The sequence below is a fragment of the Zoogloea dura genome (genome assembly GCF_012927165.1).
Taxonomy (GTDB): domain Bacteria; phylum Pseudomonadota; class Gammaproteobacteria; order Burkholderiales; family Rhodocyclaceae; genus Zoogloea; species Zoogloea dura.
In genome coordinates, this window is record NZ_JABBGA010000010.1 from 48,231 (window position 1) to 74,497 (window position 26,267).

Annotated in this window: 23 protein-coding genes; 9 read left to right on the forward strand and 14 right to left on the reverse strand. The window is 67.3% G+C overall.

Features of this window, described 5'->3' with window-relative positions:
• Nucleotides 1-24 precede the first annotated feature (24 nt).
• Complete coding sequence (gene hemF / locus HHL15_RS13580; protein WP_169146326.1) at nt 25-933, forward strand: oxygen-dependent coproporphyrinogen oxidase; 909 nt, start codon at nt 25-27, stop codon at nt 931-933.
• Between the two features lie 90 nt (nt 934-1,023).
• Here hemF and ahpF read toward each other — a convergent pair whose 3' ends face one another.
• The 6 genes from ahpF to hemC all read right to left on the reverse strand — a co-directional run bounded on the left by ahpF (nt 1,024) and on the right by hemC (nt 7,486).
• The gene (ahpF, locus tag HHL15_RS13585) at nt 1,024-2,571 is read right to left on the reverse strand and encodes an alkyl hydroperoxide reductase subunit F (RefSeq protein WP_169146327.1); all 1,548 of its coding nucleotides are present in this window, start codon (nt 2,569-2,571) and stop codon (nt 1,024-1,026) included.
• A gap of 97 nt (nt 2,572-2,668) precedes the next feature.
• Entirely contained in the window at nt 2,669-3,232 is a 564-nt protein-coding gene (ahpC, locus tag HHL15_RS13590; RefSeq protein ID WP_169146328.1) for an alkyl hydroperoxide reductase subunit C, read from the reverse strand.
• Between the two features lie 220 nt (nt 3,233-3,452).
• The gene (locus HHL15_RS13595) at nt 3,453-4,628 is read right to left on the reverse strand and encodes a heme biosynthesis HemY N-terminal domain-containing protein (protein WP_169146329.1); all 1,176 of its coding nucleotides are present in this window, start codon (nt 4,626-4,628) and stop codon (nt 3,453-3,455) included.
• Nucleotides 4,629-4,636: 8 nt separating this feature from the next.
• Nucleotides 4,637-5,743 carry a uroporphyrinogen-III C-methyltransferase gene (locus HHL15_RS13600; protein ID WP_169146330.1) on the reverse strand — a complete coding sequence of 369 codons (1,107 nt, stop codon included), beginning with the start codon at nt 5,741-5,743 and terminating at the stop codon, nt 4,637-4,639.
• Nucleotides 5,744-5,753: 10 nt separating this feature from the next.
• The gene (locus tag HHL15_RS13605; RefSeq protein WP_169146331.1) at nt 5,754-6,545 is read right to left on the reverse strand and encodes a uroporphyrinogen-III synthase; all 792 of its coding nucleotides are present in this window, start codon (nt 6,543-6,545) and stop codon (nt 5,754-5,756) included.
• An 11-nt stretch (nt 6,546-6,556) separates the two neighbouring features.
• On the reverse strand, nt 6,557-7,486 hold the full coding sequence (gene hemC, locus HHL15_RS13610; protein WP_169146332.1) for a hydroxymethylbilane synthase: 930 nt from the start codon (nt 7,484-7,486) through the stop codon (nt 6,557-6,559).
• 206 nt (nt 7,487-7,692) lie between these two features.
• On the opposite strand from hemC, the gene ppc reads away from it, so the two are divergent.
• The gene (gene ppc / locus HHL15_RS13615) at nt 7,693-10,455 is read left to right on the forward strand and encodes a phosphoenolpyruvate carboxylase (protein ID WP_169146333.1); all 2,763 of its coding nucleotides are present in this window, start codon (nt 7,693-7,695) and stop codon (nt 10,453-10,455) included.
• A 91-nt stretch (nt 10,456-10,546) separates the two neighbouring features.
• Nucleotides 10,547-11,485: a polyphosphate kinase 2 gene (gene ppk2 / locus HHL15_RS13620; protein WP_169146334.1), complete on the forward strand. Its 939-nt coding sequence runs from the start codon at nt 10,547-10,549 to the stop codon at nt 11,483-11,485.
• A gap of 18 nt (nt 11,486-11,503) precedes the next feature.
• On the opposite strand, the gene HHL15_RS13625 is transcribed toward ppk2, so the two are convergent.
• The 3 genes from HHL15_RS13625 to HHL15_RS13635 all read right to left on the reverse strand — a co-directional run bounded on the left by HHL15_RS13625 (nt 11,504) and on the right by HHL15_RS13635 (nt 15,595).
• Nucleotides 11,504-13,651 carry a YgiQ family radical SAM protein gene (locus HHL15_RS13625; protein WP_235943398.1) on the reverse strand — a complete coding sequence of 716 codons (2,148 nt, stop codon included), beginning with the start codon at nt 13,649-13,651 and terminating at the stop codon, nt 11,504-11,506.
• Between the two features lie 154 nt (nt 13,652-13,805).
• Nucleotides 13,806-14,582 carry a LytR/AlgR family response regulator transcription factor gene (locus tag HHL15_RS13630; protein WP_169146336.1) on the reverse strand — a complete coding sequence of 259 codons (777 nt, stop codon included), beginning with the start codon at nt 14,580-14,582 and terminating at the stop codon, nt 13,806-13,808.
• The gene (locus HHL15_RS13635) at nt 14,579-15,595 is read right to left on the reverse strand and encodes a sensor histidine kinase (RefSeq protein WP_169146337.1); all 1,017 of its coding nucleotides are present in this window, start codon (nt 15,593-15,595) and stop codon (nt 14,579-14,581) included. Before HHL15_RS13635 ends, HHL15_RS13630 begins: the two co-directional genes overlap by 4 nt.
• Nucleotides 15,596-15,684: 89 nt before the next feature.
• Between HHL15_RS13635 and argH the strand changes: the two genes are divergently transcribed.
• From argH to HHL15_RS13665, 6 genes are all read left to right on the forward strand, one after another.
• On the forward strand, nt 15,685-17,145 hold the full coding sequence (argH, locus tag HHL15_RS13640; RefSeq protein ID WP_169146338.1) for an argininosuccinate lyase: 1,461 nt from the start codon (nt 15,685-15,687) through the stop codon (nt 17,143-17,145).
• A gap of 11 nt (nt 17,146-17,156) precedes the next feature.
• The gene (locus HHL15_RS13645) at nt 17,157-18,437 is read left to right on the forward strand and encodes a serine/threonine-protein kinase (RefSeq protein ID WP_206198757.1); all 1,281 of its coding nucleotides are present in this window, start codon (nt 17,157-17,159) and stop codon (nt 18,435-18,437) included.
• 246 nt (nt 18,438-18,683) lie between these two features.
• Nucleotides 18,684-19,250 (forward strand): hypothetical protein, encoded by a 567-nt coding sequence (locus HHL15_RS13650; protein ID WP_169146339.1) that lies wholly within the window; start codon nt 18,684-18,686, stop codon nt 19,248-19,250.
• A 15-nt stretch (nt 19,251-19,265) separates the two neighbouring features.
• On the forward strand, nt 19,266-19,598 hold the full coding sequence (locus HHL15_RS13655; protein ID WP_169146340.1) for a hypothetical protein: 333 nt from the start codon (nt 19,266-19,268) through the stop codon (nt 19,596-19,598).
• Entirely contained in the window at nt 19,585-20,499 is a 915-nt protein-coding gene (locus HHL15_RS13660) for an HprK-related kinase A (RefSeq protein WP_169146341.1), read from the forward strand. Before HHL15_RS13655 ends, HHL15_RS13660 begins: the two co-directional genes overlap by 14 nt.
• A complete protein-coding gene (locus tag HHL15_RS13665; protein ID WP_169146342.1) occupies nt 20,499-21,626 on the forward strand; it encodes a nucleotidyltransferase domain-containing protein in 1,128 nt (375 codons plus the stop codon). Before HHL15_RS13660 ends, HHL15_RS13665 begins: the two co-directional genes overlap by 1 nt.
• A 27-nt stretch (nt 21,627-21,653) precedes the next feature.
• Here the strand turns inward: HHL15_RS13665 and grxD are convergent, their stop codons facing one another.
• From grxD to HHL15_RS13690, 5 genes are all read right to left on the reverse strand, one after another.
• Entirely contained in the window at nt 21,654-21,971 is a 318-nt protein-coding gene (gene grxD, locus HHL15_RS13670; protein ID WP_169146343.1) for a Grx4 family monothiol glutaredoxin, read from the reverse strand.
• A gap of 63 nt (nt 21,972-22,034) precedes the next feature.
• Nucleotides 22,035-22,862, reverse strand: a complete 828-nt coding sequence (gene prmC, locus HHL15_RS13675; protein WP_169146344.1) for a peptide chain release factor N(5)-glutamine methyltransferase — start codon at nt 22,860-22,862, stop codon at nt 22,035-22,037.
• Between the two features lies 1 nt (nt 22,863).
• Nucleotides 22,864-23,949 carry a peptide chain release factor 1 gene (gene prfA, locus HHL15_RS13680; RefSeq protein WP_169146345.1) on the reverse strand — a complete coding sequence of 362 codons (1,086 nt, stop codon included), beginning with the start codon at nt 23,947-23,949 and terminating at the stop codon, nt 22,864-22,866.
• A gap of 48 nt (nt 23,950-23,997) precedes the next feature.
• Nucleotides 23,998-25,251, reverse strand: coding sequence for a glutamyl-tRNA reductase (gene hemA / locus HHL15_RS13685; RefSeq protein ID WP_169146346.1), 1,254 nt, complete (start codon nt 25,249-25,251; stop codon nt 23,998-24,000).
• A 94-nt stretch (nt 25,252-25,345) separates the two neighbouring features.
• Entirely contained in the window at nt 25,346-26,164 is an 819-nt protein-coding gene (locus HHL15_RS13690; protein ID WP_235943391.1) for an FCD domain-containing protein, read from the reverse strand.
• Nucleotides 26,165-26,267 lie beyond the last annotated feature (103 nt).

Genomic DNA, 26,267 nt, shown 5'->3' on the forward strand with positions numbered 1-26,267 from the left:
ACGTTTCATCCCGAGAGACTTCCCATGCCCGACCGCGCCGCTGTCAAAGCCTACCTTCTTGATCTCCAGGCCCGTATCGTCGCAGCCCTCGAAGCCTTCGACGGCAAGCCCTTCGTCACCGACAGCTGGGAACGCCCCGCCGGCGGCGGCGGCCTCACCCGCCTGATCGAGGAAGGCGGCTTCTTCGAACGCGGCGGCTGCAACTTCTCCCACGTGATGGGCGAAGGCCTGCCCCCCTCGGCCACCGCCGCCCGCCCCGAACTGGCCGGCCGCAGTTACGAAGCGATGGGCGTGTCCCTGGTGCTGCACCCACGCAATCCCTATTGCCCGACGGTGCACATGAACGTGCGCTTCTTCATCGCCTCGGCACCCGGCAAGGACGACGTGTGGTGGTTCGGCGGCGGCATGGACCTGACCCCCTACTACCCCTTCGAGGAAGACGTCCGCCACTTCCACGCCACCTGCAAGGCCGCCGTGCTGCCCTGGGGCGAGGCCGAGTACCAGCGCCTGAAGGACTGGTGCGACCGCTACTTCTTCCTCAAGCACCGCAATGAACCGCGCGGTGTCGGCGGACTGTTCTTCGACGACCACGGCGCCGACGGCCAGGTGGATTTCGACGCGGCCTTCGCCATGACCCGCAGCGTCGGCGACGCCTTCCTGCCCGCCTACCTGCCTGTCGTCGAGCGCCGTCGCGACACCGCCTACGGCGAGCGGGAGCGTGACTTCCAGGCTTACCGGCGCGGCCGCTATGTCGAGTTCAACCTGGTCTTCGACCGCGGCACCCTGTTCGGCCTGCAGTCCGGCGGCCGCACCGAGTCCATCCTGATGTCCATGCCGCCCATCGTGAAGTGGCGCTACGACTGGCATCCAGAGGCCGGCAGCGCCGAGGAGCGGCTGTACAAGGAATTCCTCGTACCTCGTGAGTGGACCTGACCCGCTGCAGGAAGCCCCCATGAAAACAGCCGCCGGCTCTCACGAACCGGCGGCTGTTTAACTTATGAACGGGCATGCGCCCGTCCGGGATCAGTTGCGGATCAGGTGGTCGAAGGCCGACAGCGAAGCCTTGGCACCGTCCCCCATGGCGATGATGATCTGCTTGTAGGGCGTGGTGGTCACATCACCCGCGGCAAACACCCCCGGCACCGACGTGCGGCCGTGGTCATCGACGATGATCTCGCCGCGGGTCGACAACTCGACCGTGCCCTTCAGCCAGCTGGTGTTGGGCAGCAGGCCGATCTGCACGAAGATGCCGGCCAGCTCGACCTTGTGCACATCGCCCGAGACACGGTCCTTGTAGGTCAGGCCGACAACCTTCTGGCCATCGCCGTTTACCTCGGTGGTCTGGGCGCTCACGATGATCTTCACGTTGGGCAGGCTCTCGAGCTTCTTCACCAGCACCGCATCCGCCCGCAGCTTGCTGTCAAACTCCAGCAGGGTCACGTGGGCGACCACACCCGCCAGGTCGATGGCGGCCTCCACGCCCGAGTTGCCACCGCCGATCACCGCGACCCGCTTGCCCTTGAACAGGGGGCCGTCACAGTGGGGACAGTAGGTCACGCCCTTGGTCCGGTATTCGGTTTCGCCCGGGACGTTCATGTCGCGCCAGCGGGCGCCGGTGGACAGGATCACCGTCTTCGACTTGAGACTGGCGCCGCTGGCCAGCTTGACCTCGACGTAGTCCTTGCCCGGCACCAGGGCTTCGGCCCGCTGCAGGTTCATGATGTCCACGTCGTACTGTTTGACGTGCTCTTCGAGGGCCGCCGCCAGGCGCGGGCCTTCGGTCTCCTTCACGGAGATGAAGTTCTCGATGGCCAGGGTGTCCAGCACCTGGCCGCCGAAACGCTCGGTGACCACACCGGTGCGGATGCCCTTGCGCGCCGCATAGACGGCCGCTGCTGCGCCGGCCGGCCCGCCGCCCACCACCAGTACATCAAAGGCTTCCTTGCCGGCGATCTTGGCGGCCGCGCGGGCTTCGGCGCCGGCATCCACCTTGGCGAGGATCTGCTCGAGCTCCATGCGGCCCTGGCCGAACTCCTTGTCGTTGAGCAGGATGGTCGGCACCGCCATGATCTGGCGCTGGGTCACTTCGTCCTGGAACAGGGCGCCATCCACCGTGGTGTGGCGGATCTTCGGGTTGAGCAGCGCCATCAGGTTGAGGGACTGGACCACCTCAGGGCAGTTCTGGCACGACAGCGAAATATAGGTGACGAAGTTGAACTCCCCGTCCAGGTCGCGGATCTGGGCAAGGACTTCCTCGCTGACCTTGGGCGGATGACCGCCGGTCTGCAGCAGGGCCAGCACGAGGGAGGTGAATTCATGGCCGAGGGGAATGGCAGCAAAGTGGATGCCGATGTCCATGCCCGGGCGGGTGATCTGGAAGGACGGCTTGCGCTCGGCGCTGCCGCTCACTTCGACGTAGGACAGCAGGGGCGACAGGCTGACGATCTCCTGCAGGAGTTCGCGCATCTGGCGGGCGGAATCACCCTCATCAAGGGACGCCTTGATCTCCACCGGACGGGTCACCTTGGTCAGATAGGCTTGCAACTGGGTCTTGAGGGTGGCATCCAGCATGATGATCTCCTTGATTCTCGAATTTCGGATGTAAAAACGCCCGAGCGCCGACGGACGCCCGGGCGTTCTGGAACGACTTGCAGCTATTGGCGGCGGATCAGATCTTGCCGACCAGGTCCAGAGACGGCTTCAGGGTCTCGGCGCCTTCCTGCCACTTGGCCGGGCACACTTCGCCCGGGTGGGAGGCGACGTACTGGGCAGCCTTCACCTTGCGCAGCAGCTCGGAAGCGTCACGGCCGATGCCCAGGTCGTGAATCTCTGCAACCTTGATCTGGCCTTCCGGGTTCACCACGAAGGTGCCACGCAGGGCCAGGCCGGCTTCTTCGATCATCACGTCGAAGTTGCGGGTGATGGCGCCGGTGGGGTCGCCGATCATCGGGTAGGTGATCTTCTTGATGGTCTCGGACGCATCGGCCCAAGCCTTGTGCACGAAGTGGGTGTCGGTGGAAACGGAGTAGACCTCGACGCCCAGCTTCTGGAATTCGGGGTACACATCAGCCATGTCGCCCAGCTCGGTCGGGCACACGAAGGTGAAGTCGGCCGGGTAGAAGAAGAAGATGGACCACTTGCCCTTGACATCGGCTTCGGTCAGATCGACGAACTTGCCATTGTGGAAGGCGCTGGCTTTGAACGGCTTGATTTCGGTATTGATCAGGGACATCGCGTTTCCTTAACGGGTTGATGAGAGGTTGGTGAAACTTGGAGATCACATGATAGGGCGGCCGACCATATCGTTCAAATTGATTGATGAAATGATCTGGATTGTTAAAACCTATCGGCCGCCAGAACCCGGTCCCGATGGGGACACGGGCCGGAGGCAGTCAATCTTATGCCGTTAACTTGAAACAGAAAAGACAGGCCGGCAGAACACCGGCCCGCGATCAACGCCGCGACAGCTCGGCCGCAGCCCGGTAGTGGCGGTTGGCATCATCGGTCTTGCCGATACGCTCGGCCAGATGGGCCAGCTCCACGTGGGCCTCCCAGCCCGGCTCGATGGCCAGCGCCGCCCCCAGGTAGCTCTCGGCCTTGCCCCACAGCTGGGACTGCACGCACAGGCGCCCAAGGCTCAGCAGCAGCTGCGGATCCCGCGGATGGAGCTTGAGCCACTCCTCGGCATGGGCCAGGCGGCTGCGTACGTCACCCTCCTCGCAGCGACCATACACACCGGCCAGGATGGAATCCCAGGCCGATGCCAGCTGGACCTCGATGACCTTCTGCGCCGTTGCACTGTCGCCGGCGGCGATAAGGGCCCGGGCCAGCTCGGTGACCAGGCGCGGGTCGCGTTGCTCGTCGCGGGGCACCGCCTGCCAGTAGGTCTGCAAGGCCAGGGCATCGCCGGCGCGCTGCCGCAGGCCTTCCTGGTGGGCCCGCCGCTTGACCGGATCGGCCTGCTCGGCGGTCATGGCCCGCACCTTGACCAGCTGACGCACCAGGCGGACCGCCTCGACCCAGTCGCCACGCGCCTGGGCGGTGCGGAGCGCCAGACGCAGCGCCGCGATGTGACGCTGGCCACCGGCCTGCAGATCGGCGATCCGTTCGGCCGCCTCGTCGAAACGGCGCCCCTCGACGGCCAGCTCGGCCTCGGTCATCAGGCGTGCGACCCGCACCTCCTCGTCGTGGGCGGCCGCGCGGGTCAGCCACTGGCGGTAGCGTTCGTCGTCGCGCAGCGAATGAGCGGCCCGTGCCGCCAGCAAGGCGGCCAGCCCGGGGGACTCACCCGCCTCGTACGCAGCGGTGGCCTGCTTGAGCGCCTGGCCGAAGCGCCCTTCGATGCGCAGGCGCGTTGCGTCATAAATGGCCTGGGAGGCCCGCTCGCGACTCTTGCGGGCGCGGAACTGCTGCACCGCGCGGGGCAGGGCCAGGGTCCGCGCCACCAGGCGCGACAGACCATATAGGGCGGCAAAGCTGGCGATGAAGAGGAGGATCAGGAGGTTGAGGGAAATCTGCAGCCGGTACGGCGGCCACACCATCAACACGTAACCTTCGTTATAGCGCCCGGCCACCGCAAGGCCGGCAGCCAGGGCAAAGAGGCCGAGCAACCACAGCAATCCACGCATGGCCGGCCTCAGTTCTTGCGGGCGGAACGCGCCGCCCTGGCCGGCGTCGCCGCGGGGATCGGCTCAGCGCGCCGCTCCGAGACGGAGAGCAGGCTGCGCAAGGCGTTCTGGCTGGCATTGAGCCCTGGCAGGTCTACACCGACCGGCGACTTCTGGAGCGCCAGCAGCTCGGCCCGGGCGGCGGCCACGGCCGGGTTGCGGACGTCGAAATAGCGGTCCAGCCATTCTGCCGAGATGCGCATGTCTTCGCGGAAGGTGTTGCCGTCGCGGGTGAGCAGGGCCAGGCGGGCGTTCATCAGGCGCAGCTTGAGGTTCTCGCGCAGGAAGACCGCATTGCTCGGCGCCAGCAGGGCCGGGTCCGGGCGGTCCATGCGCTCGATGCGGATCAGCTGGCTGAACTCCTGCCAGAAATCCTGCCACAGGGCCTGCAGCCAGCCCTGCTCGGCCACCGCGGCCGGCGCCTCGCTGCGCGGACGGGCCTCGAAGGCCAGCGGCAGGCGATCGAGACGGCCGATCAGAGTTTCGAGCTTGAGGGCCACCCCGGCACCATCCACCTGGGGCAAGGCCTTGAGGGTTTCCAGGTCTTCGGTGATGGCCTTGCGCAGTGGCAGCCACTGGGGCCGCTCGACGCTGGCCAGGCGGGCGTCGGCGGTTTGCAGTGCCGCCAGCGCGTTATGCACGTTGCCAGCCAGCTGGAGCTGCTGCACGGCGATGGTGAGCGCCTGCTCGACCTCGGACAGGACCCGGTCGTCGCGGGTGCGGGAGAATTCCTGGTACATCGCCTCCAGGGCGACCTGCTGGCCCTGGGTTTCCGAGAAGCGTGCCTCCAGGGCGCCGAGCTTGCCCTGCAGGTCCTGCAGGTTTTCCTGGGCCTGGCGGGCCAGGACACGGGCTTCGGAGGCGGCGGTGTCACCCTGGGCCAGGCGACGGGCCAGCTCTTCCTGCAGGTCGGCCATGCGGCTGCGGGTCTCGACCCACTGCCAGCCGAGCAAGGCCACGGCAAGGGCGGCGATGATCGCGGAGGGGCGACGCCAGGAAGAGGAGGACGGGGCCGGTGCGGGCAGGACGGGCTGCGCGGCGTCAAGAGACGGCAGGCTGGGGATTTCGCTACTCATGGGCGTGAGTTTAACCCGGATACGTGTTGTGGTTACGGGGGGCGAAGTGGGCGACGAGGCCGGCGACGAGACCGGAATCTCCCGCTTCGGTGACGATCACCCGGGAAAAACCGGTCTCTCCGGCCCGTTCGGCAATCCGCGGATGGGGCACGAACAAGGGCAGGTCGAGCAGGGCCTCGGCCCCCGGCAGGGCCCGCAGGTAGCCCAGCCCCTCGCTGCTGGTGATGGTCAGGGCCGACAGGCGGCCAGCCCTGGCTGAGGCCAGCAGGGGCGCGGGATCGGTGGCCGGGCCACTGCGGTGATAGCAGGTGAGGTAGTCCACCCGGGCGCCCCTCTCGATCAGGGTCTGGCCAAGCAGATCGCGTCCGCCGTCACCGCGCAGGATCAGGATGCGCCGCCCCGCCACCGCGGCCGGCTGGAAGGCCGGCAGGGCGAGCACGGATTCACTGTCGAAGCCCTGCTCGGGGGCGATCACGCCCTGGAAGCCGCGCTCGGCCAGCACGGCCTGACTACCCCTGCCGACGGTTGCCACCGCCACCGCGGACGGCCAGGGCGCCACCGGCAGCATCACGTCGAGCGCATGGCGCACGGCGTTGGGGCTGACGAAGAACACCATCGAATAGTCGGCCAGCTGCCCGGCCATGGCCTGCAGGGGCGCGGGATCATCCACCGGCGCGACGGTCAGCAGGGGGAAGCGCAGCGGCTCGGCTCCCAGCGCCGCCAGCGTCGCGCACAGCGCGTCCGCCTGCCCGGCAGGGCGGGTGATGGCGATGATCCGCCCGGCGAGGGGCTGCCCGGCCATGCCTTCCGCGCTTACAGGCCGGCGAGGATCTCGTCGGCGCCGTCGGCGCGCAGATCGGCCGCCAGGGCCAGGCCGAGGGCCTCGGGCTGGTCGAGGGGGCCACGCCGTTCGGCACGGGCGATGCGGGAGCCATCGGGCAGGGCGACGAAGCCGCGCAGGCGCAGCTCGCCATCCTGTACTTCGGCATAGGCACCCAACGGCACCTCGCAGCTGCCCGCCAGGGCGCGGGAGGTGGCTCGCTCGGCGCGCACGCAGGCGGCGGAGTGCGGATCGACGAGGGGGGCCATCCAGGCGGCCACTTCGGGTCGATCGGCCAGGGCCTCGATGCCCAGGGCGCCCTGGCCAGCCGCCGGCAGGGACACCTCGGAGGGCAGGGTGGAGCGGATGCGCTGGCCCAGTCCGAGGCGGCTCAGGCCCGCGGCTGCCAGGATGATCGCGTCGTACTGCCCTTCGTCGAGCTTGCGCAGGCGGGTGTCGAGGTTGCCGCGCAGGCTGCTCACCGCCAGCATCGGGTACTGGGCGTGGATCTGGGCCTCGCGGCGCAGGCTGGAGGTGCCCACCACCGCGCCCGGCGGCATGTCGTCGAGGCTCTCGTACTTGTTGGAGACGAAGGCATCGAGCGGCACCTCGCGCTCGGAGATGGCCACCAGGGCGAACTCCGGCGGCAGCTCCATCGGCACATCCTTCATGGAATGCACGGCGATGTCGGCAGCCCGGTCGAGCAGCGCGGTTTCGAGTTCCTTCACGAACAAGCCCTTGCCGCCCACCTTGGCCAGGGGCCGGTCGAGGATCTGGTCGCCGCGGGTGGTCATGCCCAGCAGTTCAACCTTGCAGGACGGGTAGAGGGCCTCGAGGCGGGCCTTGACGTGCTCGGCCTGCCACAGGGCAAGGCGGCTTTCACGGGTGGCGATGACGATGCGGTCGGGCGTAGGTGCGCTCACGGTGTGGGGACTCGGCGGCGAAGGGTGGAAGAAAGTGATCGGCGAAGGGCGCGGATATGGACAACTACCGGGAAACCGGGGCACTCTGCAGGCTTCCTGCAGTGCAGCATCAGGGTAGGCACCTATGGCGATCTTTCGGGTCGCGATTCTAGCATGGGGCCTTGATGCGCCTTTCGCGCGAACGCAACCCACAGGACCCCGCCCCGATGAGCGACCAAAGAAACAGCGAAGACAAGGATCTGCCCCTCCGTGACGACATCCGCCTGCTCGGCCGGGTGCTCGGCGACACCGTGCGCGCCCAGGAAGGCGAAGCGGTGTTCGACCTGGTCGAAACCATCCGGCAGAGCTCCATCCGCTTCCGCCGCCACGAGGACCAGGGCGCCCGCCGGGAGCTGGAGGCGACCCTCGACTCCCTGTCCCGCGACCAGACCATCGACGTGGTGCGGGCCTTCAGCTATTTCTCGCACCTCTCCAACATCGCCGAGGACCAGCACCACATCCGCCGCTCCCGTGCCCACCAGATCGCCGGCTCGGCGCCCAAGGAGGGCAGCCTCGCCCACGCCCTGCAGCGGGCCTTTGACGCCGGCATGGGCAGCGCCGAGCTGACCGCCTTCTTCGACAGCGCCAACGTGGTGCCGGTGCTCACCGCCCACCCCACCGAGGTGCAGCGCAAGAGCATCCTCAACTGCCAGATGGTGATCGCCCGCCTGCTCGACGAGCGCGACCGCATGCAGCTCACCCCCGAGGAACAGCAGGCCAACGACGAGGCCCTGCGTCGCGCCGTGCTGACCCTGTGGCAGACCCGCATGCTGCGTACCGAGAAGCTGTCGGTGATGGACGAGGTCAGCAACGGCCTGTCCTATTTCGACTACACATTCCTGCGCGAGCTGCCCCGCCTCTACGCCTGTGTGGAAGACCGCCTGGCCGCCCATGACCGCAGCTGGGGCGCCCTCGAGCTGCCCAACTTCATGCGGGTCGGCAGCTGGATCGGCGGCGACCGGGACGGCAACCCCTTCGTCACCGCCGAGATCCTCGAGAAGGCCCTGGCCACCCAGGCCGAGAAGGTTCTCACCTATTACATGGACGAGGTGCACACCCTCGGCTCCCAGCTGTCCGTGGCCCAGGGCCTGGTGAGCGCTTCCGATGCCCTGCTGCGCCTGGCCGAAGCCTCGCCGGACGGCTCGCCGCACCGCAGCGACGAACCCTACCGCCGCGCTCTGACCGGTGTTTACGCGCGCCTCGCCGCCACCTACCTGCAGCTCCTCGGTCACCAGCCGCCGCGCCACGCGGTGGGCCCGGCCGCCCCCTACGTCAGCCCGGACGAGCTGGCCGACGAGCTGGAGGTGGTGCATCGCTCCCTCACCGCCAACGGCCTCGGCGCCCTGGCCCGCGGCCGCCTGCGCCACGTGCGCCGCGCGGTATCGGTGTTCGGCTTCCACCTGGCGCCGATCGACCTGCGCCAGAACTCCGACGTGCATGAGCGGGTCGTCGCCGAGCTGCTCAAGGCCGCCGACCCCGCCAAGGACTACCTGGCCCTGGACGAAGCCGGCCGCTGCGCGATGCTGCTCGAAGAGCTGGCCACCTCGCGCCCGCTGGCCTCACCGTGGATCGACTATTCCGAGGAAAGCCGCGGCGAGCTGGCCATCTTCCGCGCCGCCCGCGCAGCCCACCTGCGCTACGGCAAGGCAGCCGTGCCCAACTGCATCATCTCCAAGACCGACGACGTCTCCGACATCCTCGAGGTTGCCGTGCTGGCCAAGGAATCCGGCCTGCTGCGCCCCGCCGAAGGGGTGCTCGACGTCAACATCATCCCGCTCTTCGAAACCATCGGCGATCTGCAGAACGCCGCCGGCGTGATGGACCGCCTGTTCGCCATTCCCGCCTACATGGCCCTGCTGGAATCCCGCCGCAAGGAGCAGGAGGTCATGCTCGGCTATTCCGACAGCAACAAGGACGGCGGCTTTCTCACCTCCGGCTGGGAGCTCTACAAGGCCGAGATCGGCCTGGTGGACAGCTTCGCCCGCCACGGCGTGCGCCTGCGCCTGTTCCATGGCCGTGGCGGCTCCGTCGGCCGTGGCGGCGGCCCCAGCTACCAGGCCATCCTGGCCCAGCCGGGCGGCGCGGTGCAGGGCCAGATCCGCCTGACCGAGCAGGGCGAGGTGATCGCCTCCAAGTACGCCAACCCCGAGGTCGGCCGGCGCAACCTGGAGGTGCTGGCCTCCGCCACCCTCGAGGCCACCCTCTTCGCCCCCCGCGACCCGGCTCCCCGGCCCGAATACCTCGAGGCCATGGACGAGCTCTCGGATGCGGCCTTCAAGGCCTACCGCAATCTGGTCTACGAGACCGACGGCTTCGAGCGCTATTTCTGGGAGTCCACCGTGATCTCGGAAATCGCCGCGCTGAACATCGGCAGCCGCCCGGCCTCGCGCAAGAAGTCCACCGCCATCGAAGACCTGCGCGCCATTCCCTGGGTCTTCAGCTGGGCCCAGTGCCGCCTCATGCTGCCGGGCTGGTACGGCTTCGGCAGCGCGGTGAAGGGCTACCTGGACACGCACGGCGACGCCGGCCTGGCCCGCCTGCAGGCGATGCACAAGGAATGGTCCTTCTTTGCCACCCTGCTCTCCAACATGGACATGGTGCTGGCCAAGAGCGACATCGCCATCGCCAGCCGCTATGCAGAGCTGGTCAAGGACACGGCCCTGCGCCAGGCCATCTTCCCGCGGATCGAACAGGAGCACGAAGACACCGTCGGCATGCTCCTGGCGATCACCGGCCAGGAGGCCCTGCTCGACGCAAACCCGCTGCTCAAGCGCTCCATCCACAACCGCTTCCCCTACCTGGACCCGCTCAACCACGTGCAGGTGGAGCTGCTCCACCGCTACCGCGAAGGCCACCAGGACGAGCGCGTGCGGCGCGGCATCCTGCTGTCGATCAACGGCGTCGCCGCGGGGCTGCGCAACAGCGGCTGAGCCCGCTCCCCGGTCGACCAGGCGTAACACAGCCGGCGCAGGCTCGCCCCTGCGACCGGCTTTTTTACGCCCATCCCCGACCGGAGACCCCATGGATCAACAGGAAATCGGCGACCTGCATCGTCGCCTGGAACGCGAACTCCTCGACAGCTACGACGAGGAACTGGAACTCGAGCTGGACGACCGCCGCTTCGACGAGATCGGCGCCGGCGAGGTCCACCCACCCACGGACGCGGAGAAGGCCCAGCGCCAGCGCTATTTCAAGGAGTTGCTGCGCCTGCAGGGCGAGCTGGTGAAGCTGCAGGACTGGGTGGCCACGACGAAACACCGGGTGGTGATCCTCTTCGAAGGCCGCGACGCGGCCGGCAAGGGCGGCGTGATCAAGCGCATCACCCAGCGCCTCAACCCGCGGGTGTGCCGCGTGGTGGCCTTGCCCGCCCCCAACGACCGGGAGCGCACCCAGTGGTATTTCCAGCGCTACGTGCCACACCTGCCGGCGGCCGGCGAGATGGTGCTGTTCGACCGCAGCTGGTACAACCGGGCCGGTGTGGAGCGGGTCATGGGCTTCTGCTCGGACGACGACTACGAGGAGTTCTTCCGCTCGGTGCCTGAATTCGAACGCATGCTGGTGCGCTCGGGCATCCAGCTGATCAAGTACTGGTTCTCGATCACCGATGACGAGCAGCACTTCCGCTTCCTGTCACGCATCCATGACCCGCTCAAGCAGTGGAAGCTCAGCCCGATGGACCTGGAATCCCGCGCCCGCTGGGAGAAATACACCGAGGCCAAGGAGATCATGCTGGAGCGCACCCACATCCCCGAAGCCCCGTGGTGGATCGTCCAGGCCGACGACAAGAAGGCCGCCCGCCTCAACTGCATCCACCACCTGCTCGGCGAGATGCCCTACGAGGAAGTCCAGCGCCCGCTGGTGGACCTGCCGGAGCGGGTCCGCCACCCGGACTACGTGCGCCACGAAGTACCGCCGGAGATGTTCGTGCCGGACTACTTCCGCCTGCCGGACGGAAGCTGAAGCCCGCGGGCCGAGGCTTCAGCCTTTGCCGCGGGCCTTACCGGCAGCCGGCGTCCGGGGAGTACCCGGGCGCGCGGCGGGCGGGGCACGCCGGGCGCCGACGGGGCTGGCGAACTTGCCCCCCGTCTTGAGGGAGCGGCCCGTCGTGTGATCCTTGCCGGTCGTGCTCCGCTCGAGGATCACCGGCTGGTCGCGCGGCACGAGGTGCCGGGGCTGGGCACCGATCAGGTCGGCCCGGCCCATGGCCCGCAAGGCTTCGCGGATCAGCGGCCAGCCCTCCGGGTCGTGGTAGCGCAGCAAGGCCTTGTGCAGGCGGCGCTGGCGACCGGACTTCGGGGTATCCACCGCCTCCGAATCGGCCGAGACCTTGCGCAGGGGGTTCTTGCCCGAGTGGTACATGGTGGTGGCCATGGCCATCGGCGTCGGCAGGAAGGTCTGTACCTGGTCGAGACGGAAATTGCCGGCCTTCAGCCACAGGGCCAGGTTAACCATGTCTTCGTCGGTGGTGCCCGGGTGGGCGGCGATGAAGTAGGGGATCAGGTGCTGCTTCTTGCCGGCCTCCTTCGAGAAGCGTTCGAACATCTCCTTGAAGCGGTCATAGGTACCGATGCCCGGCTTCATCATCTTGTTGAGCGGCCCCTCCTCGGTATGCTCCGGGGCGATCTTGAGCAGGCCGCCCACGTGGTGGGTGACCAGCTCCTTCACGTATTCGGGCGAACGCACGGCCAGGTCGTAGCGCAGGCCGGAACCGATCAGCACCTTCTTGACCCCGGGGATCGCCCGGGCCTTGCGGTACAGGCTGATCAGGGGGCCGTGGTCGGTGCCCAGGTTTTCGCAGATGCCCGGAAACACACAGGACAGGCGCCGGCACGAGGACTCGATCTGAGGGTCCTTGCAGGCCATCCGGTACATGTTGGCGGTGGGCCCGCCCAGGTCGGAGATGGTGCCGGTGAAGCCCGGCGTCTTGTCGCGGATCTCCTCGATCTCCTTGAGGATGGACTGCTCCGAGCGGCTCTGGATGATGCGCCCCTCGTGCTCGGTGATCGAGCAGAAGGTGCAGCCGCCAAAGCAGCCCCGCATGATGTTGATCGAGAAACGGATCATGTCCCAGGCCGGGATCCGCGCCTCGCCGTAGGCCGGGTGCGGACGCCGGGCATAGGGCTGGCCGAAGACCCAGTCCATCTCCTCGGTGGTGAGGGGAATGGGCGGCGGGTTGAGCCACACGTCGCGGCAGCCGGGGCCCACCCCGTGGGCCTGGACCATGGCCCGGGCGTTGCCGGGGTTGGACTCCAGGTGGAAGGTGCGCGAGGCATGGGCGTACATCACCTTGTCGTCCTTCACCACCTCGTAGGCCGGCAGGCGGATCACCTGGTGGGCGCGGGCGGCCTTGCGGGCGGCGACGCGCTCGGCGGCGGGAATGATGCGGATGGGCTGGGCCGACGGCGGAGCCTGCGGGGCCGCTGGAGCCGCCCCGACAGGCTCCATGGCGTAGGGGTCGGGGTGGGGCTCGACGGGCCCGGGGCGATCGATGGCCACGGAGTCGACCTCCACATAGCCCTCCGGCCGCCAGCCGGGCTTGACCATGAAGGCCGTGCCGCGCAGATCACGGATGGCCTCGATGGGCTCGCCGGCGGCCAGGCGGTGGGCCAGGGCCAGCACCGCCCGCTCGCCGGAACCGAAGACCAGCAGGTCGGCCTTGGAGTCGGGCAGCACCGAGCGGCGCACCTTCTCGGACCAGTGGTCGTAGTGGGCGATGCGGCGCAGGCTGGCCTCGATGCTGCCGACCACGATATTGGCGTCGGGAAAGGCCTCGCGGGCACGCTGGGCGTACACCACCACGGCCCGGTCGGGGCGCCTGTCGGGCAGGGCATCGGGCGTGTAGGCGTCGTCCGAACGCGGTTTACGGTCGGCGGTGTAGCGGTTGATCATCGAGTCCATGTTCCCGGCCGTGATGCCGTAGAACAGGCGCGGCTTGCCGAGCGCCCGGAAGGCATCGGCAGACTGCCAGTCGGGCTGGCTGATGATGCCGACCCGGAAGCCCTGGGCCTCGAGAGTGCGGCCGATCAGGGCCATGCCGAAACTGGGGTGGTCGATGTAGGCATCGCCGGTGACGACGATGATGTCGCAGACGTCCCAGCCAAGGGCATCCATCTCCGCCCGGGACATGGGCAGGAAAGGCGCCCGCTTCAGGTCGGGACGATAGCGGGGGTAAGAGAGCAAAGAGGGGGCGGTGCCGGGGTTTTCCATGGGTCGCAATTCTACGGGAGCAGACCTTGGAACACCCGCAAAACCCGACGTTCCCTGCGCGGCAAACGGGCGCTCAGACGCCCAGCGCGTCCTTCACCTGGGGCCACTGGCGGCGGCTCACCGGCAGCTGTTCGGCCAGCCCTTCCAGCAACACCACCCAGTGGGCCTCGCCGTCCTCGCCGGTGGTGGCGCGGGCCACGCCCTTCACGCGGCGGGGCGCGATGAGGCAATTGCGGTGGATGCGCAGGAACTGGCCGGGAAACTCCTCCTCCAGCTGCACCAGGGATTCGTCGAGCAGGTATTCGCGGTCGCGGGTACGCGCCACCACGTATTTCTGCTCGGCCTTCAGGAACAACACGTCGGCCACCGGCACCAGCAGGATGCGCCCGCGCTCGCTCACGCTGAAATGGCTGCGCACCGACGGTGCGATGCGGCGCAGGATCTCGTCGGCCGGTGGGCGCAGGCGCCGCGCCTTGGCCAGCGCCTCGGCCAGCCGCACGGCGCGGACCGGCTTGAGCAGGTAATCCACCGCCGCCAACTCGAAGGCCCGCACCGCGTATTCGTCGTAGGCGGTGGTGAAGATCACCGCCGGCGCCGGATCGAGGCGGGCGACGTGGCGGGCCAGCTCGATGCCGTCCATGGCAGGCATGCGGATGTCGGTGAGGATCAGGTCCACCCCGCCGCCGCCGAGCATCGACAAGGCCTCGATGCCGTTGGCGGCCAGCCCCACCACCCGGTTGGGCTGCTCTGCGGCGACATCCCCGAGCACGTCGCGCAGACGCTCACGCGCTGGGGCCTCATCGTCGACCACCAGCACGGCCAGCGGCGCCGGGAGCGGGCTGTCAGTCATGGCCGGCTCCGGAAGGGCAGGCGGATCCGCACGCGGTAGACACCGGCTTCCTGCCAGGTGTCGAGGGAGGCCTCAAGGTCGAAGAACAGCATCAGTCGCTCGCGAATATTGTCCAGGGCCATGCGATTGCCGGCATGGTGGCGCGCCGGATCCTGCAGGGGATTCGAGATCCCGATGTGCACCTCCGGACCGTGCCGGGCGATGGTAATCGAAACCGTGCCCGGCTCGGCGCCGGGCTCGATGCCGTGATAAACCGCATTCTCGACCAGCGGCTGCAGCAGCAGGGGCGGCACCCGCGTCGCCTCGGCCTCCGCGTCCCTCGACCACTGCACTTGCAGGCGCTCGCCCAGGCGCAGGCGCTCGAGGCTGAGATAGCGCTCGCACAGCGCGATCTCCTCGCTGAGCGGAACCAGCTCCCGGTTGTCCTGCATCAGGGCACGGAACAGGTCGGCCAGCTCTTCGAGCGCCTCCTCCGCCCGCCGCGGATTGGTGCGCAGCACGCCCAGCACGCCATTGAGGCTGTTGAACAGGAAATGCGGCCGGATCCGCGCGGTCAGGGCCAGCAGGCGCGCCTCGGCCAGGGCCGGCGCGTGGGCGGCGCTGCGCTGCTGGAAATAGGCCAGCACGCAAAGCGCCACCACCAGCGACCACAGCACCGGCCACATCACATCACCGCCCAGCGGCGCCATCAGTCCATGCACCAGGGAGGTCATGCCCACCACCAGCAGCACCGTCGCAGCCTGCCCTGCCACCGGTGCCAGCCGACTCAGCAGCGGCGCCGCCAGGAACAGCACGGCGACGCACAGGATGAGCGGAAACTCGACCCGCAGCGCCATGTCGAGGATTTCCCCGCCGAGGCGGGACAGCTCTCCGTTGCGCACCAGCACTGCCGCCATGGCGAGGGCATTGACCAGCACCACCACGCGCAGCACCACCCCAAGATTGCGGAAGTCGGGAAGCGGAGGCCGATGCGCCCCACGGCCGGCGCGCGGCAGGTTTTGATTTATACTCATGGGTCACAATCAGGGCCAAAACCTTGAATCCACGGGTTTCTCCCCGGGGCAAGACAGCCCCCTTACACAGCTGAGAGCACCACCGAATTATGGCAGATCAATCCGCGCCGCAGGACGGCACCGCCAAGGCCTGGTCCGGCCGTTTCTCCGAGCCCGTGTCCGACCTGGTCAAGCGCTACACCGCCAGCGTCTTCTTCGACAACCGCATGGCCGGGCAGGACATCCGCGGCTCCCTGGCTCACGCAAAGATGCTGGCCCGGCAAGGCATCATCGCCCCCCAGGACCTGGCCGACATCGAACGCGGGATGAGCCAGATCGTCGGCGAGATCGAGCGTGGCGAGTTCAACTGGAACCTCGACGACGAAGACGTCCACCTGAACATCGAGAAGCGCCTGACCGCCCTGGTGGGCGACGCCGGCAAGCGCCTGCACACCGGCCGCAGCCGCAATGACCAGGTGGCCACCGACATCCGCCTCTGGCTGCGCGACGCCATCGACAGCATCCTCGGCCTGATCCGCGAATTCCAGCTGGCCGTGCTCGACCTGGCCGAACACCACGCCACTACCCCGCTGCCCGGCTTCACCCACCTGCAGGTGGCCCAGCCGGTGACTTTCGGCCATCACCTGATGGCCTACTACGAGATGACCCGCCGCGACGCCGAGCGTTTCGCCGACTGCCGCAAGCGCGTCAACCGCCTGCCGCTGGGCTCGGCGGCCCTGGCCGGCACCACCTTCCCGATCGACCGGGAATACGTGGCCGAGCTGCTGGGCTTCGAGGAGGTCTGCTTCAACTCCCTGGACGCCGTGTCCGACCGCGATTTCGCCATCGAATTCTGCGCCGCCGTGTCCCTGCTGATGACCCACCTGTCGCGCCTGTCTGAAGAGCTCATCCTGTGGATGAGCCCGCGCGTCGGCTTCATCGACCTGGCCGACCGCTTCTGCACCGGCAGTTCGATCATGCCCCAGAAGAAGAACCCGGACGTGCCCGAGCTCGTCCGCGGCAAGACCGGCCGGGCCAACGGCAACCTGGTCTCCCTGCTGACCCTCATGAAAGGCCAGCCGCTGGCCTACAACAAGGACAACCAGGAAGACAAGGAACCCCTCTTCGACTCCGCCGACACCGCCATCGACACCCTGCGCATCTATGCCGACATGATGGGCAGCCGCGTCGACGCCGCCACCGGCGAGAAGGTCTTCAACGTCCGCGTCAAGCGCGACGCCATGCAGGCAGCCCTGACCCAGGGCTACGCCACCGCCACCGACCTCGCCGACTACCTGGTCAAGAAGGGCCTGCCCTTCCGCGACGCCCACGAGGCCGTTGCCCTGGCCGTGCGTGCCGCCGACGCCAAGGGCTGCGACCTGCCCCAGATCGCCCTCGACGAGCTCAAGGCCGCCATGGCCCATGTGGCCGGCGCCGTCGAACGTCTGGACGAGGACGTGTTCCAAGTACTGACAGTCGATGGCTCCCTCGCCGCCCGCGACCACATCGGTGGTACGGCCCCCAACCAGGTCCGGGCAGCCATCGCCCGGGCCCGCAGCCGCATCGCCTGAAAGGTCGCACCATGGACAGGATAGGCAAGTACGAGATCCGCCAAAAGCTGGGCGAAGGCGCCACCAGCGAGGTCTTTCTCGGCTTCGATCCGTTCTCCCAGCGGGAGGTCGCCATCAAGCGTCTCCACGCCGACCTGCTGCGTGGCAGCACCCGGGCGGCCCTGTATCACCACCTGCTGCTCAACGAGGCCTCCCTGGCCGGCAAGCTGCAGCATCCGCATATCGCACAGATCCACGACGCCGTCATCGGCGACACGGACGCCTACGTGGTGATGGAGTACGTGCCCGGGGGCACCCTTGAGCCCTACACGCACCCGGACCGGCTGCTGAGCTTCGAGCACTTGGTCGAGATCGTCTTCAAGTGCACCCGGGCCCTCGACTACGCCTACCTGCACGGCGTCACCCACCGGGACATCAAGCCGGCCAACATCCTGCTCACCTCACCCGGCGGGCAGGACATCAAGATCTCCGACTTCGGCGCGGCGCTGTTCACTGCCAGCGAAACCACCCAGCTGGCCGGGCTCGGCTCACCGGCCTACATGTCCCCCGAGCAGGTCCGGGAGATGCCTCTCGACCACCGCACCGACATCTACTCCCTGGGCGTGGTGATGTACCAACTGCTGACCGGACGACTGCCCTTCGAGGCCAGCTCCAACGTCAACATGATCTACCAGATCGCCCACCACACGGCCCCGCCCCCGTCCAGCCTGCGCCCCGAGATTCCACCCGAGCTCGACGCCATCGTGCTCAAGGCCATGCACCGGGAGCCCTCCCAGCGCTTTGCCACATGGATGGAGTTTTCGCACGACCTGGCCCAGGCCTACCGCAACCGCAACCTGCTCGCCACCGGTTCCGAGCCGCCAGACAGCGCGAAGTTCGAGCGCCTGCGCGGCTTCCGCTTCTTCCGCGAATTCAGCGACATCGAGATCTGGGAGATCGTCCGCTTCGCTGAATGGCGCCTCATCCAGCCGGGCACGGTGGTCATGAAAGAAGGCGAGCCGGGCAATTATTTCTGCTTCGTGGTGGACGGAGAGCTGCGCATCGTCAAGAACGGGCACCTGCTCAACGTGCTCTCCGCTGGCGACTGTTTTGGCGAAATGGCCCTCTTTGCCGCCGGACGCGGCGCGCGCACGGCATCCGTCGAAGCCCTGCAGGAAACCCGCATCCTCACCATCCGCGCACCGGCACTGCTGCGCGCATCCAGTCTGTGCCAGATGCACTTCTACAAGGGCTTCCTCGAAGTCCTGTCGACGCGTCTGTCACTTGCCAACAGCCGCATCGCCAATGTCTGACCGGCCCAAACTGCCGATGATCTGTCGGATTATTTGACACGAAGCCCAGCCCCTCCGCCCCCTCTCTAAAAAAGGGGGCATTTAGTTTTTTACTTTCAATGGCTTACAATAATTCGCAAAAAGGAACATTATTTGCTTATAGGTAAGTAACCATAAAGCGGACCTCCGTCACAGACGTGCCACGAGGCCCCGCCTATACTGCAAATTCACGGCGCCAGTCATGGCATCAGTTCAACGAGGATCAGCATGAAGCCGGAACACTCTCAAGAATCTGTCGCGCCCCTTGGCAGCGACACAGGCACGATGCCGAAAGAAAGCCGTCGCCGACTCATCCAGGGCGGCCTTGCTGGCGCTCCTCTTCTGATGGCCCTGACCAGCGTTCCGGCCTTGGCCGCCGAATGCAAGCAGCCATCCGGCTTCTCTGCTTCGGGCAATTTCAGCCAGAACGGCACCACGGCCTGCTCGCCCAAGATGAACGGCGTGAAGTTCTGGCAGGACTTCTGCACGGCCACTCCGGCACCAACCACGCACCCGGTTGACACCAAGACCTTCTCCGGCGTTTTTGCGGCGACCACGGGCGTGACGGCCACCTTCCGCAACATCCTGATGACGTCCGGAACCCCCATCCAGAAAAAGATCGTCGCAGCCTGGCTCAGCGCCAACGCAGGCAGCTCCCTGTTCACCGCAAGCACGGCCGTCAAGATGTGGAACGACGGGATCGTCGGGGGAGCCTTCCATCCGAGCGCAACCATGCCCAGCGTGACCTGGAACGCCGCCCAGGTCGAGCTGTACCTGGACTACGTACTGGCCTGATCACCGTAGCGAGTCTTGCTTTCGAACGACCATCACTACCGCGCCTGCGATGCCCTGTTTCACGGGCTTGCCGAGGTACGCTGGAAAGAAGTTGACGAAGGCTGGGTTCGTTACGACCCTGCCGCCGGTCAGACCTTCCTGATTGCTCCAATAACCCGCTTTGTTCTTGACCAGCTGGCGCATCCAGGGCGCCATCTAAGCTTCAGCCAGCTCCTCGCCTGCGTCCTGCAGGAAGAACCAGACGCCGATCCGGATGACTGCCGGCAACTCGTGGAGTTTGCCATCGAGGCCTTGATCGGGGCCCGCCTGATCCTCTCCGAGCCGAGACCCAGCCTTGCGAATCCGTGACCTGTCACCCGCCGAGTTCCGCCAGCGGCTAACGGGGGACGGTATCCGCCTTGCAGCCGGCCCCTTCCATTGCCGGCTGCAAAGTGGCATTCCCGATATTGCCCACGAGCTAGCCCGCCTTTACGCCCATCACACGCTGGTCGGCAGCCAGGACTTCACGGATTTCCATGTCTCCGTGCAACCTGGCCGGGGGCTGCGTCGGTGGCTCGCCCCCCAGGCCCGCTTCGTGGTCGATGCCGTCGAGCCCTTCACGCCCCTCCCCCGCAACCAGGCGCTGCCAATGCTGGAGTGGGGGCTGAACTGGTGCATCACCGCCTACAGCCATCACATTCTCGTCATCCACGCCGCTTCAGTGGCCCGGGATGGACGCGCAGCAATCCTGCCGGCCCCGCCGGGCTCGGGCAAGAGCACCCTGTGCGCCGCCCTGGTCAACCGCGGCTGGCGACTGCTGTCCGACGAGCTGACCCTGATCCGCCTCGACACAGGGCAGATCATGGGCCTCGCCCGACCGGTCAATCTCAAGAATGCCTCGATCGACATCATCCGCGCGTATGCGCCGGATGCATTCCTGACCCGCCCCGTCCTCGACACCACCAAAGGCACGGTGGCCCTGATGGCACCCAGCCAGACCAGCGTGGAAGCCGTCGACGAATGGGCCGACCCGGCCTGGATGATTCTGCCCCGCTACCGGGCTGGCGCCGAGGCCGAACTCAGCCCGATGGGAAGCGGCACGGCCTTCCTGCAGCTTGCCGACAACGCGATGAACTACCACGTCATGGGTTCGCGCGGCTTCGACACGGTGGGGCGACTCGTCGACCGTTGCCGCAACTACCGCTTCGAATACAGCCGGCTCGACGACGCCATTGCCGTTTTCGACCGCCTCGCCAGCGGCGCTGCCTGATGAACCTGCTCCTCAATACCTACCGCCGCCCCGGCTCGATAGGCCTGCTGGACGCCGGCCAGTGGGATCTGCTGGTACGCCAGGCCCGCCATGCCAATCTGCTTGGGCGCCTCTTCCTGCGCCTGCAGGCCGCCGGTGTCGAAGACAGGATTCCCGAGCGTCCCCACAACCACCTGCTCTCCGGCGCGGTGATGGCGGGCGAGCAGCGCCACGCGATCCGTCGCGAAGCCCGCTACCTGCAAGAAGCGCTCGAGCCTGCCGGCATCCCGGTGATCCTCCTCAAGGGCGCGGCCTATGTGGCTGCCGAGCTGCCCGCCGCCCAGGGCCGGCTCTTCTCGGACGTGGACATCCTGCTGCCCAGGGCCCGCCTCGCCGACGCCGAATCCGCACTGCAGCTCAAGGGCTGGGTGAGCACCGCCACCGACGCCTATGACCAGCGCTACTACCGCCAGTGGATGCACGAGCTCCCTGCAATGCGCCACGTCTTTCGCGGTTCAGCCCTGGATGTGCATCACACCATCCTGCCGCCGACCTCCCGGCTCAAACCCGATGCCAGCCTGCTCATGGATGCCAGCGTCGAGCTGGGCAAGGACCTGCCGGGCATTCGCACCCTATCCCTGCCCGATCTCATCCTGCACAGCGCCTGCCACCTCTTCCACGAGGGCGAGCCCAACAACCTGCTGCGCGACCTGACCGATCTGGACCTGCTGCTGCGCCATCTCGCCCGGGACGATGCGGCTTGGGACGAACTGCTCGAACGTGCCGGACTTCTACAGCTGGACGCCCCCCTGCGCCTCGCATTGCGCTACTGCCACAGCCTGCTCGAAACCCCCTTGCCGAGCCACGTGCAGACCCGCACGGGCTGCCTCCTCGGCGGCGACTGGGTTCAACGCCTGCGCGACGCCATGTACGCCCGCGTGCTGCGCCCTCAACACCCCAGCACTGCCGACGCACTGACGCCCCTCGCCCGCCGGGCTCTGTACATCCGCGCCCACTGGCTGCGCATGCCGCCCCAGCTGCTTGCCTATCACCTGGCCCACAAGGCCATCTTCCCCGCCAGGCAGGACACCCACCCCCTGTCCACCGAGAAGATCGAGCTTGCGACAGGCGAAAAAAAAGCGGCCTGAGCCGCTTTTTTTGGACCAACCACCTCTTCAGGCCTGGACTTCGTCGAGCAGCTTCTTCAGCTCGCCCGAGTCGAACATCTCTTTCATGATGTCCGAACCACCGATGAACTCACCCTTCACGTAGAGCTGGGGAATGGTCGGCCAGTTTGCGTATTCCTTGATGCCCTGGCGGATGTCTTCGTTCATCAGCACATCCACGGCCAGGTAGCTTTGCACGCCACAGGCCTTGAGGATCTGGGAGGCCATGGAAGAGAAACCGCAGCGGGGCATGGCCGGGGAACCCTTCATGTAGAGCACGACCGGGTTGGTGGTGACTTGTTCTTGAATGACTTTCTGGACGTCCATCGTGGTCTCGCTAAATAGTTGAGCAATTCAGTCGGGAAAGAATAGGCCTGCAGACGCAGCCCGTCAAGGGCGTCGCCCGAAGCCGATCCGCTCGATGCCGGCCAGGTCCCGCGCCGAGGCCACATCGAGAAAGCCCCGGGCCAGCAGCAGATCCCGCACTGCAGCACCCTGGTCGTAGCCATGCTCCATGAGCAGCCAGCCACCGGAGTTCAGGTAAGCAGGGGCCTCGGCGGCAATCCTGGCCAGGTCGTCGAGCCCTGCAGGGCCGGAGGCCAGCGCCCCCGGCGGTTCGAAGCGCACGTCGCCCTCTTCAAGGTGAGGATCACCCGCGGCAATGTAGGGCGGATTGCTGACGATCAGGTCGAACACCTCTCCCTGCAGCGCGGCAAACCAGTCGCTCTCGAGGCAGCGGAGCCGTGCCCCGAGGCGCTGCGCATTGGCAGCAGCCACCGCCAGCGCCGCCGGCGAGATATCCACCGCGGTGACCTGGGCCGCAGGCAACTCCAGCGCCAGGCTCACCGCCAGGGCGCCGCTGCCGGTCCCCAGGTCGAGGATCCGCAAGGCGGCATCCTTCACCACCCGGGCCAGCACCGTATCGACGATCAGCTCGGTCTCCGGACGGGGGATCAGCACTGCCGGCGACACCCGGAAGCTGCGGCCATAGAATTCCCGTTCACCCAGCAGATAGGCCACCGGCTCACCCTGCTCCCGGCGCACCAGCATGTCCACAAAACGCAGCGCCAGCCCGGGTTCGAGGCCACGCTCCGGGTAGGCGGCGATCTGGGCGGTGGATGCGCCAGTCAGGGCCCCGAGCAACAAACGCGTCTCGGCGGCGGGAATGCGTCCGCGGGCCAGCGTCAGGGCGGCACCGAGCGTGTCCGGCAACTTCAAGTCAGTTGCCCTCTTCGGCCAGGGCAGCCAGCAGTTCGGCCTGGTGCTCGGCGGTCAGGGCGGCCAGCACCTCGTCCAGGTCGCCCTGCATGATCGCGTCCAGCTTGTAGAGGGTCAGGTTGATGCGGTGGTCGGTGAGCCGCCCCTGGGGGAAGTTGTAGGTGCGGATCCGCTCCGAGCGGTCGCCGCTGCCCACCAGGCTCTTGCGGGTGGCGGCCTCGCGGGCCTGCTGCTCGCGCACCTGGATGTCCTTGATCCGCGCCGCCAGCACGCGCAGGGCCGAGGCCTTGTTCTGGTGCTGGGAGCGCCCGTCCTGGCATTCCGCGACAATGCCGGTGGGCAGGTGGGTGATGCGCACCGCCGAGTCGGTCTTGTTGATGTGCTGACCACCGGCGCCGGAGGCGCGGAAGGTGTCGATGCGCAGATCGGCCGGGTTGAGCTCCACGTCGCCCACCTCGTCCGCCTCGGGCATCACCGCCACGGTACAGGCCGAGGTATGGATGCGCCCCTGGGTTTCGGTGGCCGGCACCCGCTGGACCCTGTGCCCACCAGACTCGAACTTGAGGCGCGAGTAGGCGCCGTTGCCGGCGATGCGAATGATCACCTCCTTGAACCCCCCCAGCTCCGAATCGCTGGCCGAGATGGTCTCCACCTGCCAGCGCTGGCGTTCCGCGTAGCGGGTGTACATGCGCAGCAGGTCGCCGGCGAACAGGGCGGCCTCGTCGCCGCCGGTGCCGGCCCGGATTTCCAGGAAGAGATTGCGCTCGTCGTTGGGATCACGGGGCAGCAAGGCCTTCTGCAGATCATCCTCGATACGCGCCTGGGCCTCGCGGGCAGCCTCCAGTTCGGCCGCCGCCAGCTCCTTCATCTCGGGGTCGGCCAGCAGCTCGCGGGCGCTGGCCTCGTCTTCGACAGCCCGGCAGAAATCCCGGTACAGACCGACCACCGGCGTGATCTCCGCATGTTCGCGGGTCAGCTTGCGGTAGTTGTCCATATCGGCGGCCGCCTCGCTGGTGGCCAGCAGGCGGTCCAGCTCCTGCAGACGGTCAGCAAGGTTCTCGAGCTTGTCGCGGATACGCTGTTTCATGGGAATACCCGCCCGCCGGAGCAGGCATGAACGACCCGGCCGTGAGGCTCAGTGGTCCTTGGAAAGATTGAAGAGACGCTGGACCAGGCCGGCGCAGTCGCCCCGGTGATCACCGTCTGCGTCGTTGAGAAAGCGGGTCGGGCCGTGCATGAACTTGTTGGTGAGGCCGTGGCTGAGCGCCTCCAGCACCTTCAGCGGATCCTCGCCCCGGGCCAGCAGGCGCTGGGCCCGCTCAAGTTCGGCCAGGCGAAGCTGGTCGGCATGCTCGCGCAGGGCCCGGATGGTCGGCACCGTGCCGCGGCTGTCCAGCCAGTGCAGGAAGCCATCGACCCGGTTGTCGATGATGCCTTCCGCCTCCACCACCGCCGCCTGACGGGATTCGAGACCGGAGTCCACCACCTGGGCCAGGTCATCCACGGTATACAGAAAGACGTCGTCCAGCCCGGCCACCTCCGCCTCGATGTCGCGGGGCACGGCCAGATCCACCATCACGATGGGACGCCGGCGGCGGGCCTTGAGGGCGCGCTCCACCGTCCCCAGCCCGATCACCGGCAAGGGGCTGCCGGTGCAGGAGACCACGATGTCATAGCCCGGCAGGGCCTCGCCCACCTGGTCGAGGCGCAGCACATCGCCACCGAAGCGTGCGGCCAGGGCTTCGGCCCGGGACAGCGTACGGTTGGCAATCGAAATGCGCTTCGGCTTTGCACCGCCGAAGTGGGCGGCGCACAGTTCGATCATCTCGCCGGCGCCCACGAACAGCACCCGCTGATCGCTGACCCGCTCGAAGATCCGCTCCGACAGATGCACCGCCGCCGCCGCCATCGACACGATGTTGGCACCGATGGCAGTGGTCGAACGCACCTCCTTGGCCACCGAGAAGGTGCGCTGGAAGAGCTTGTGCATGGTGGCGCCGAGGGTGCCGGCCTCCTCCGCCTGGCGCACCGCGTCCTTCATCTGGCCGAGGATCTGCGGCTCGCCGAGGACCATCGAATCCAGCCCGCTGGCCACCCGGAACACATGGCGCACCGCATCCCGCTGGGGCAGGGTGTACAGGTAGGGAGAGAGCTCCGGCAGGGCCAGCCGGTGGTACTCGGCAAACCAGTCGGCCGCGTGCTGGGGCTGCTGGGTGGCGAAATAAAGCTCGGTCCGGTTGCAGGTGGACAGGATGGCAGCTTCCTTGACCGGCTTCTCCTTCACGAAGTCGGCCAGGGCCTGCACCAGACTCTCCGGACGAAAAGCCACGCGCTCGCGGATGGCGAGCGGCGCAGTATGGTGATTCAGTCCGAGAGCAAAGAGCTGCATGGGTCAGGCCAGGCAGGGGCGGAATTTTTCAGCCGGCGATTATATCACCCGGTCTTTTTCCTGCATGACCGGGGAAAAGCGCAGGCCCGTCCCCTCAGCCCACCTCCACGCCATCGGCCTTGGCTACGGCAGGCCGGGACAGCCGGCGGGCCACTTCGGCGCGGCTCTCGCGCTCCTCGTGCAGAGCACGCGCCACCATGCTCTCGGACACAAAACCGATGTGGCGGAGCACGGCCGCACGGGCCGCCTCGGGGTCACGCTTGCGCAGCGCATCCCAGATCGCCCGGTGCTGACCACGCAGCTCCTGCCAGTCGTCTTCCTGGCGGCGCAGGTGCTTGAGGTTACGGTCGATGTGGTCGTGGATGACACGGAACAGACTGGCCGTGAGGTGCCCGAACATCACGTTGTGGGCCGCCTCGGCAATGGCCTGGTGGAAGGCCAGATCCGCCGCAACCTGCTCTTCGGAACCGGACGGCCCCTGGGCGAACAGACTTTCGAGACGCTCGAAGGCCTCGCCGATGCGCTGGATGTCGGCGTCGGTGGCACGCCGAGCCGCCAGCCCGGCCGCCTCGCACTCGAGCATGCCGCGAAATTCGAGCAGATCGTCCTGGATGTCCGGGTGCTGGCGCAGCATCTCCTGCCAGTGATCGGTGAAGCCCGCATCGAGGCGGTCGGTGACATAGGTTCCGCCCCCCTGGCGACTCTGCAGCAAGCCCTTGGAGACCAGCTTCTGGATCGCCTCACGCAGCGACGGGCGCGATACGCCCAGCTCGGCGGCCAGCTCGCGTTCGGGCTGCAGACGATCACCGGGCTTCAGGGCGCCATCCAGGATGCGCCGCTCGAGCTCGCGAGCGATGGTGTCGGAGAGTCGCTGGACAGCCAGCTTGCCACTTGCCATGGTGATGAGAGACAAAATTGGTAAGACCAAAATTCTAGGCCAGAGCACAGATCCGGACAATACACCCAACACCCAAAAACATGGGGGAAACCCTTATAACCCCAAAAAATCAACCCTT

Excerpts from the sequence above, each read along its gene's own strand:
- hemF (WP_169146326.1), top strand. The coding sequence starts at position 25 with ATGCCCGACCGCGCCGCTGTCAAAGCCTACCTTCTTGATCTCCAGGCC.
- ahpF (WP_169146327.1), bottom strand. The coding sequence starts at position 2,571 with ATGCTGGATGCCACCCTCAAGACCCAGTTGCAAGCCTATCTGACCAAG.
- ahpC (WP_169146328.1), bottom strand. The coding sequence starts at position 3,232 with ATGTCCCTGATCAATACCGAAATCAAGCCGTTCAAAGCCAGCGCCTTC.
- HHL15_RS13595 (WP_169146329.1), bottom strand. The coding sequence starts at position 4,628 with ATGCGTGGATTGCTGTGGTTGCTCGGCCTCTTTGCCCTGGCTGCCGGC.
- HHL15_RS13600 (WP_169146330.1), bottom strand. The coding sequence starts at position 5,743 with ATGAGTAGCGAAATCCCCAGCCTGCCGTCTCTTGACGCCGCGCAGCCC.
- HHL15_RS13605 (WP_169146331.1), bottom strand. The coding sequence starts at position 6,545 with ATGGCCGGGCAGCCCCTCGCCGGGCGGATCATCGCCATCACCCGCCCT.
- ppc (WP_169146333.1), top strand. The coding sequence starts at position 7,693 with ATGAGCGACCAAAGAAACAGCGAAGACAAGGATCTGCCCCTCCGTGAC.
- ppk2 (WP_169146334.1), top strand. The coding sequence starts at position 10,547 with ATGGATCAACAGGAAATCGGCGACCTGCATCGTCGCCTGGAACGCGAA.
- HHL15_RS13625 (WP_235943398.1), bottom strand. The coding sequence starts at position 13,651 with ATGTCCCGGGCGGAGATGGATGCCCTTGGCTGGGACGTCTGCGACATC.
- HHL15_RS13630 (WP_169146336.1), bottom strand. The coding sequence starts at position 14,582 with ATGACTGACAGCCCGCTCCCGGCGCCGCTGGCCGTGCTGGTGGTCGAC.
- HHL15_RS13635 (WP_169146337.1), bottom strand. The coding sequence starts at position 15,595 with ATGAGTATAAATCAAAACCTGCCGCGCGCCGGCCGTGGGGCGCATCGG.
- argH (WP_169146338.1), top strand. The coding sequence starts at position 15,685 with ATGGCAGATCAATCCGCGCCGCAGGACGGCACCGCCAAGGCCTGGTCC.
- HHL15_RS13645 (WP_206198757.1), top strand. The coding sequence starts at position 17,157 with ATGGACAGGATAGGCAAGTACGAGATCCGCCAAAAGCTGGGCGAAGGC.
- HHL15_RS13650 (WP_169146339.1), top strand. The coding sequence starts at position 18,684 with ATGAAGCCGGAACACTCTCAAGAATCTGTCGCGCCCCTTGGCAGCGAC.
- HHL15_RS13665 (WP_169146342.1), top strand. The coding sequence starts at position 20,499 with ATGAACCTGCTCCTCAATACCTACCGCCGCCCCGGCTCGATAGGCCTG.
- grxD (WP_169146343.1), bottom strand. The coding sequence starts at position 21,971 with ATGGACGTCCAGAAAGTCATTCAAGAACAAGTCACCACCAACCCGGTC.
- prfA (WP_169146345.1), bottom strand. The coding sequence starts at position 23,949 with ATGAAACAGCGTATCCGCGACAAGCTCGAGAACCTTGCTGACCGTCTG.
- hemA (WP_169146346.1), bottom strand. The coding sequence starts at position 25,251 with ATGCAGCTCTTTGCTCTCGGACTGAATCACCATACTGCGCCGCTCGCC.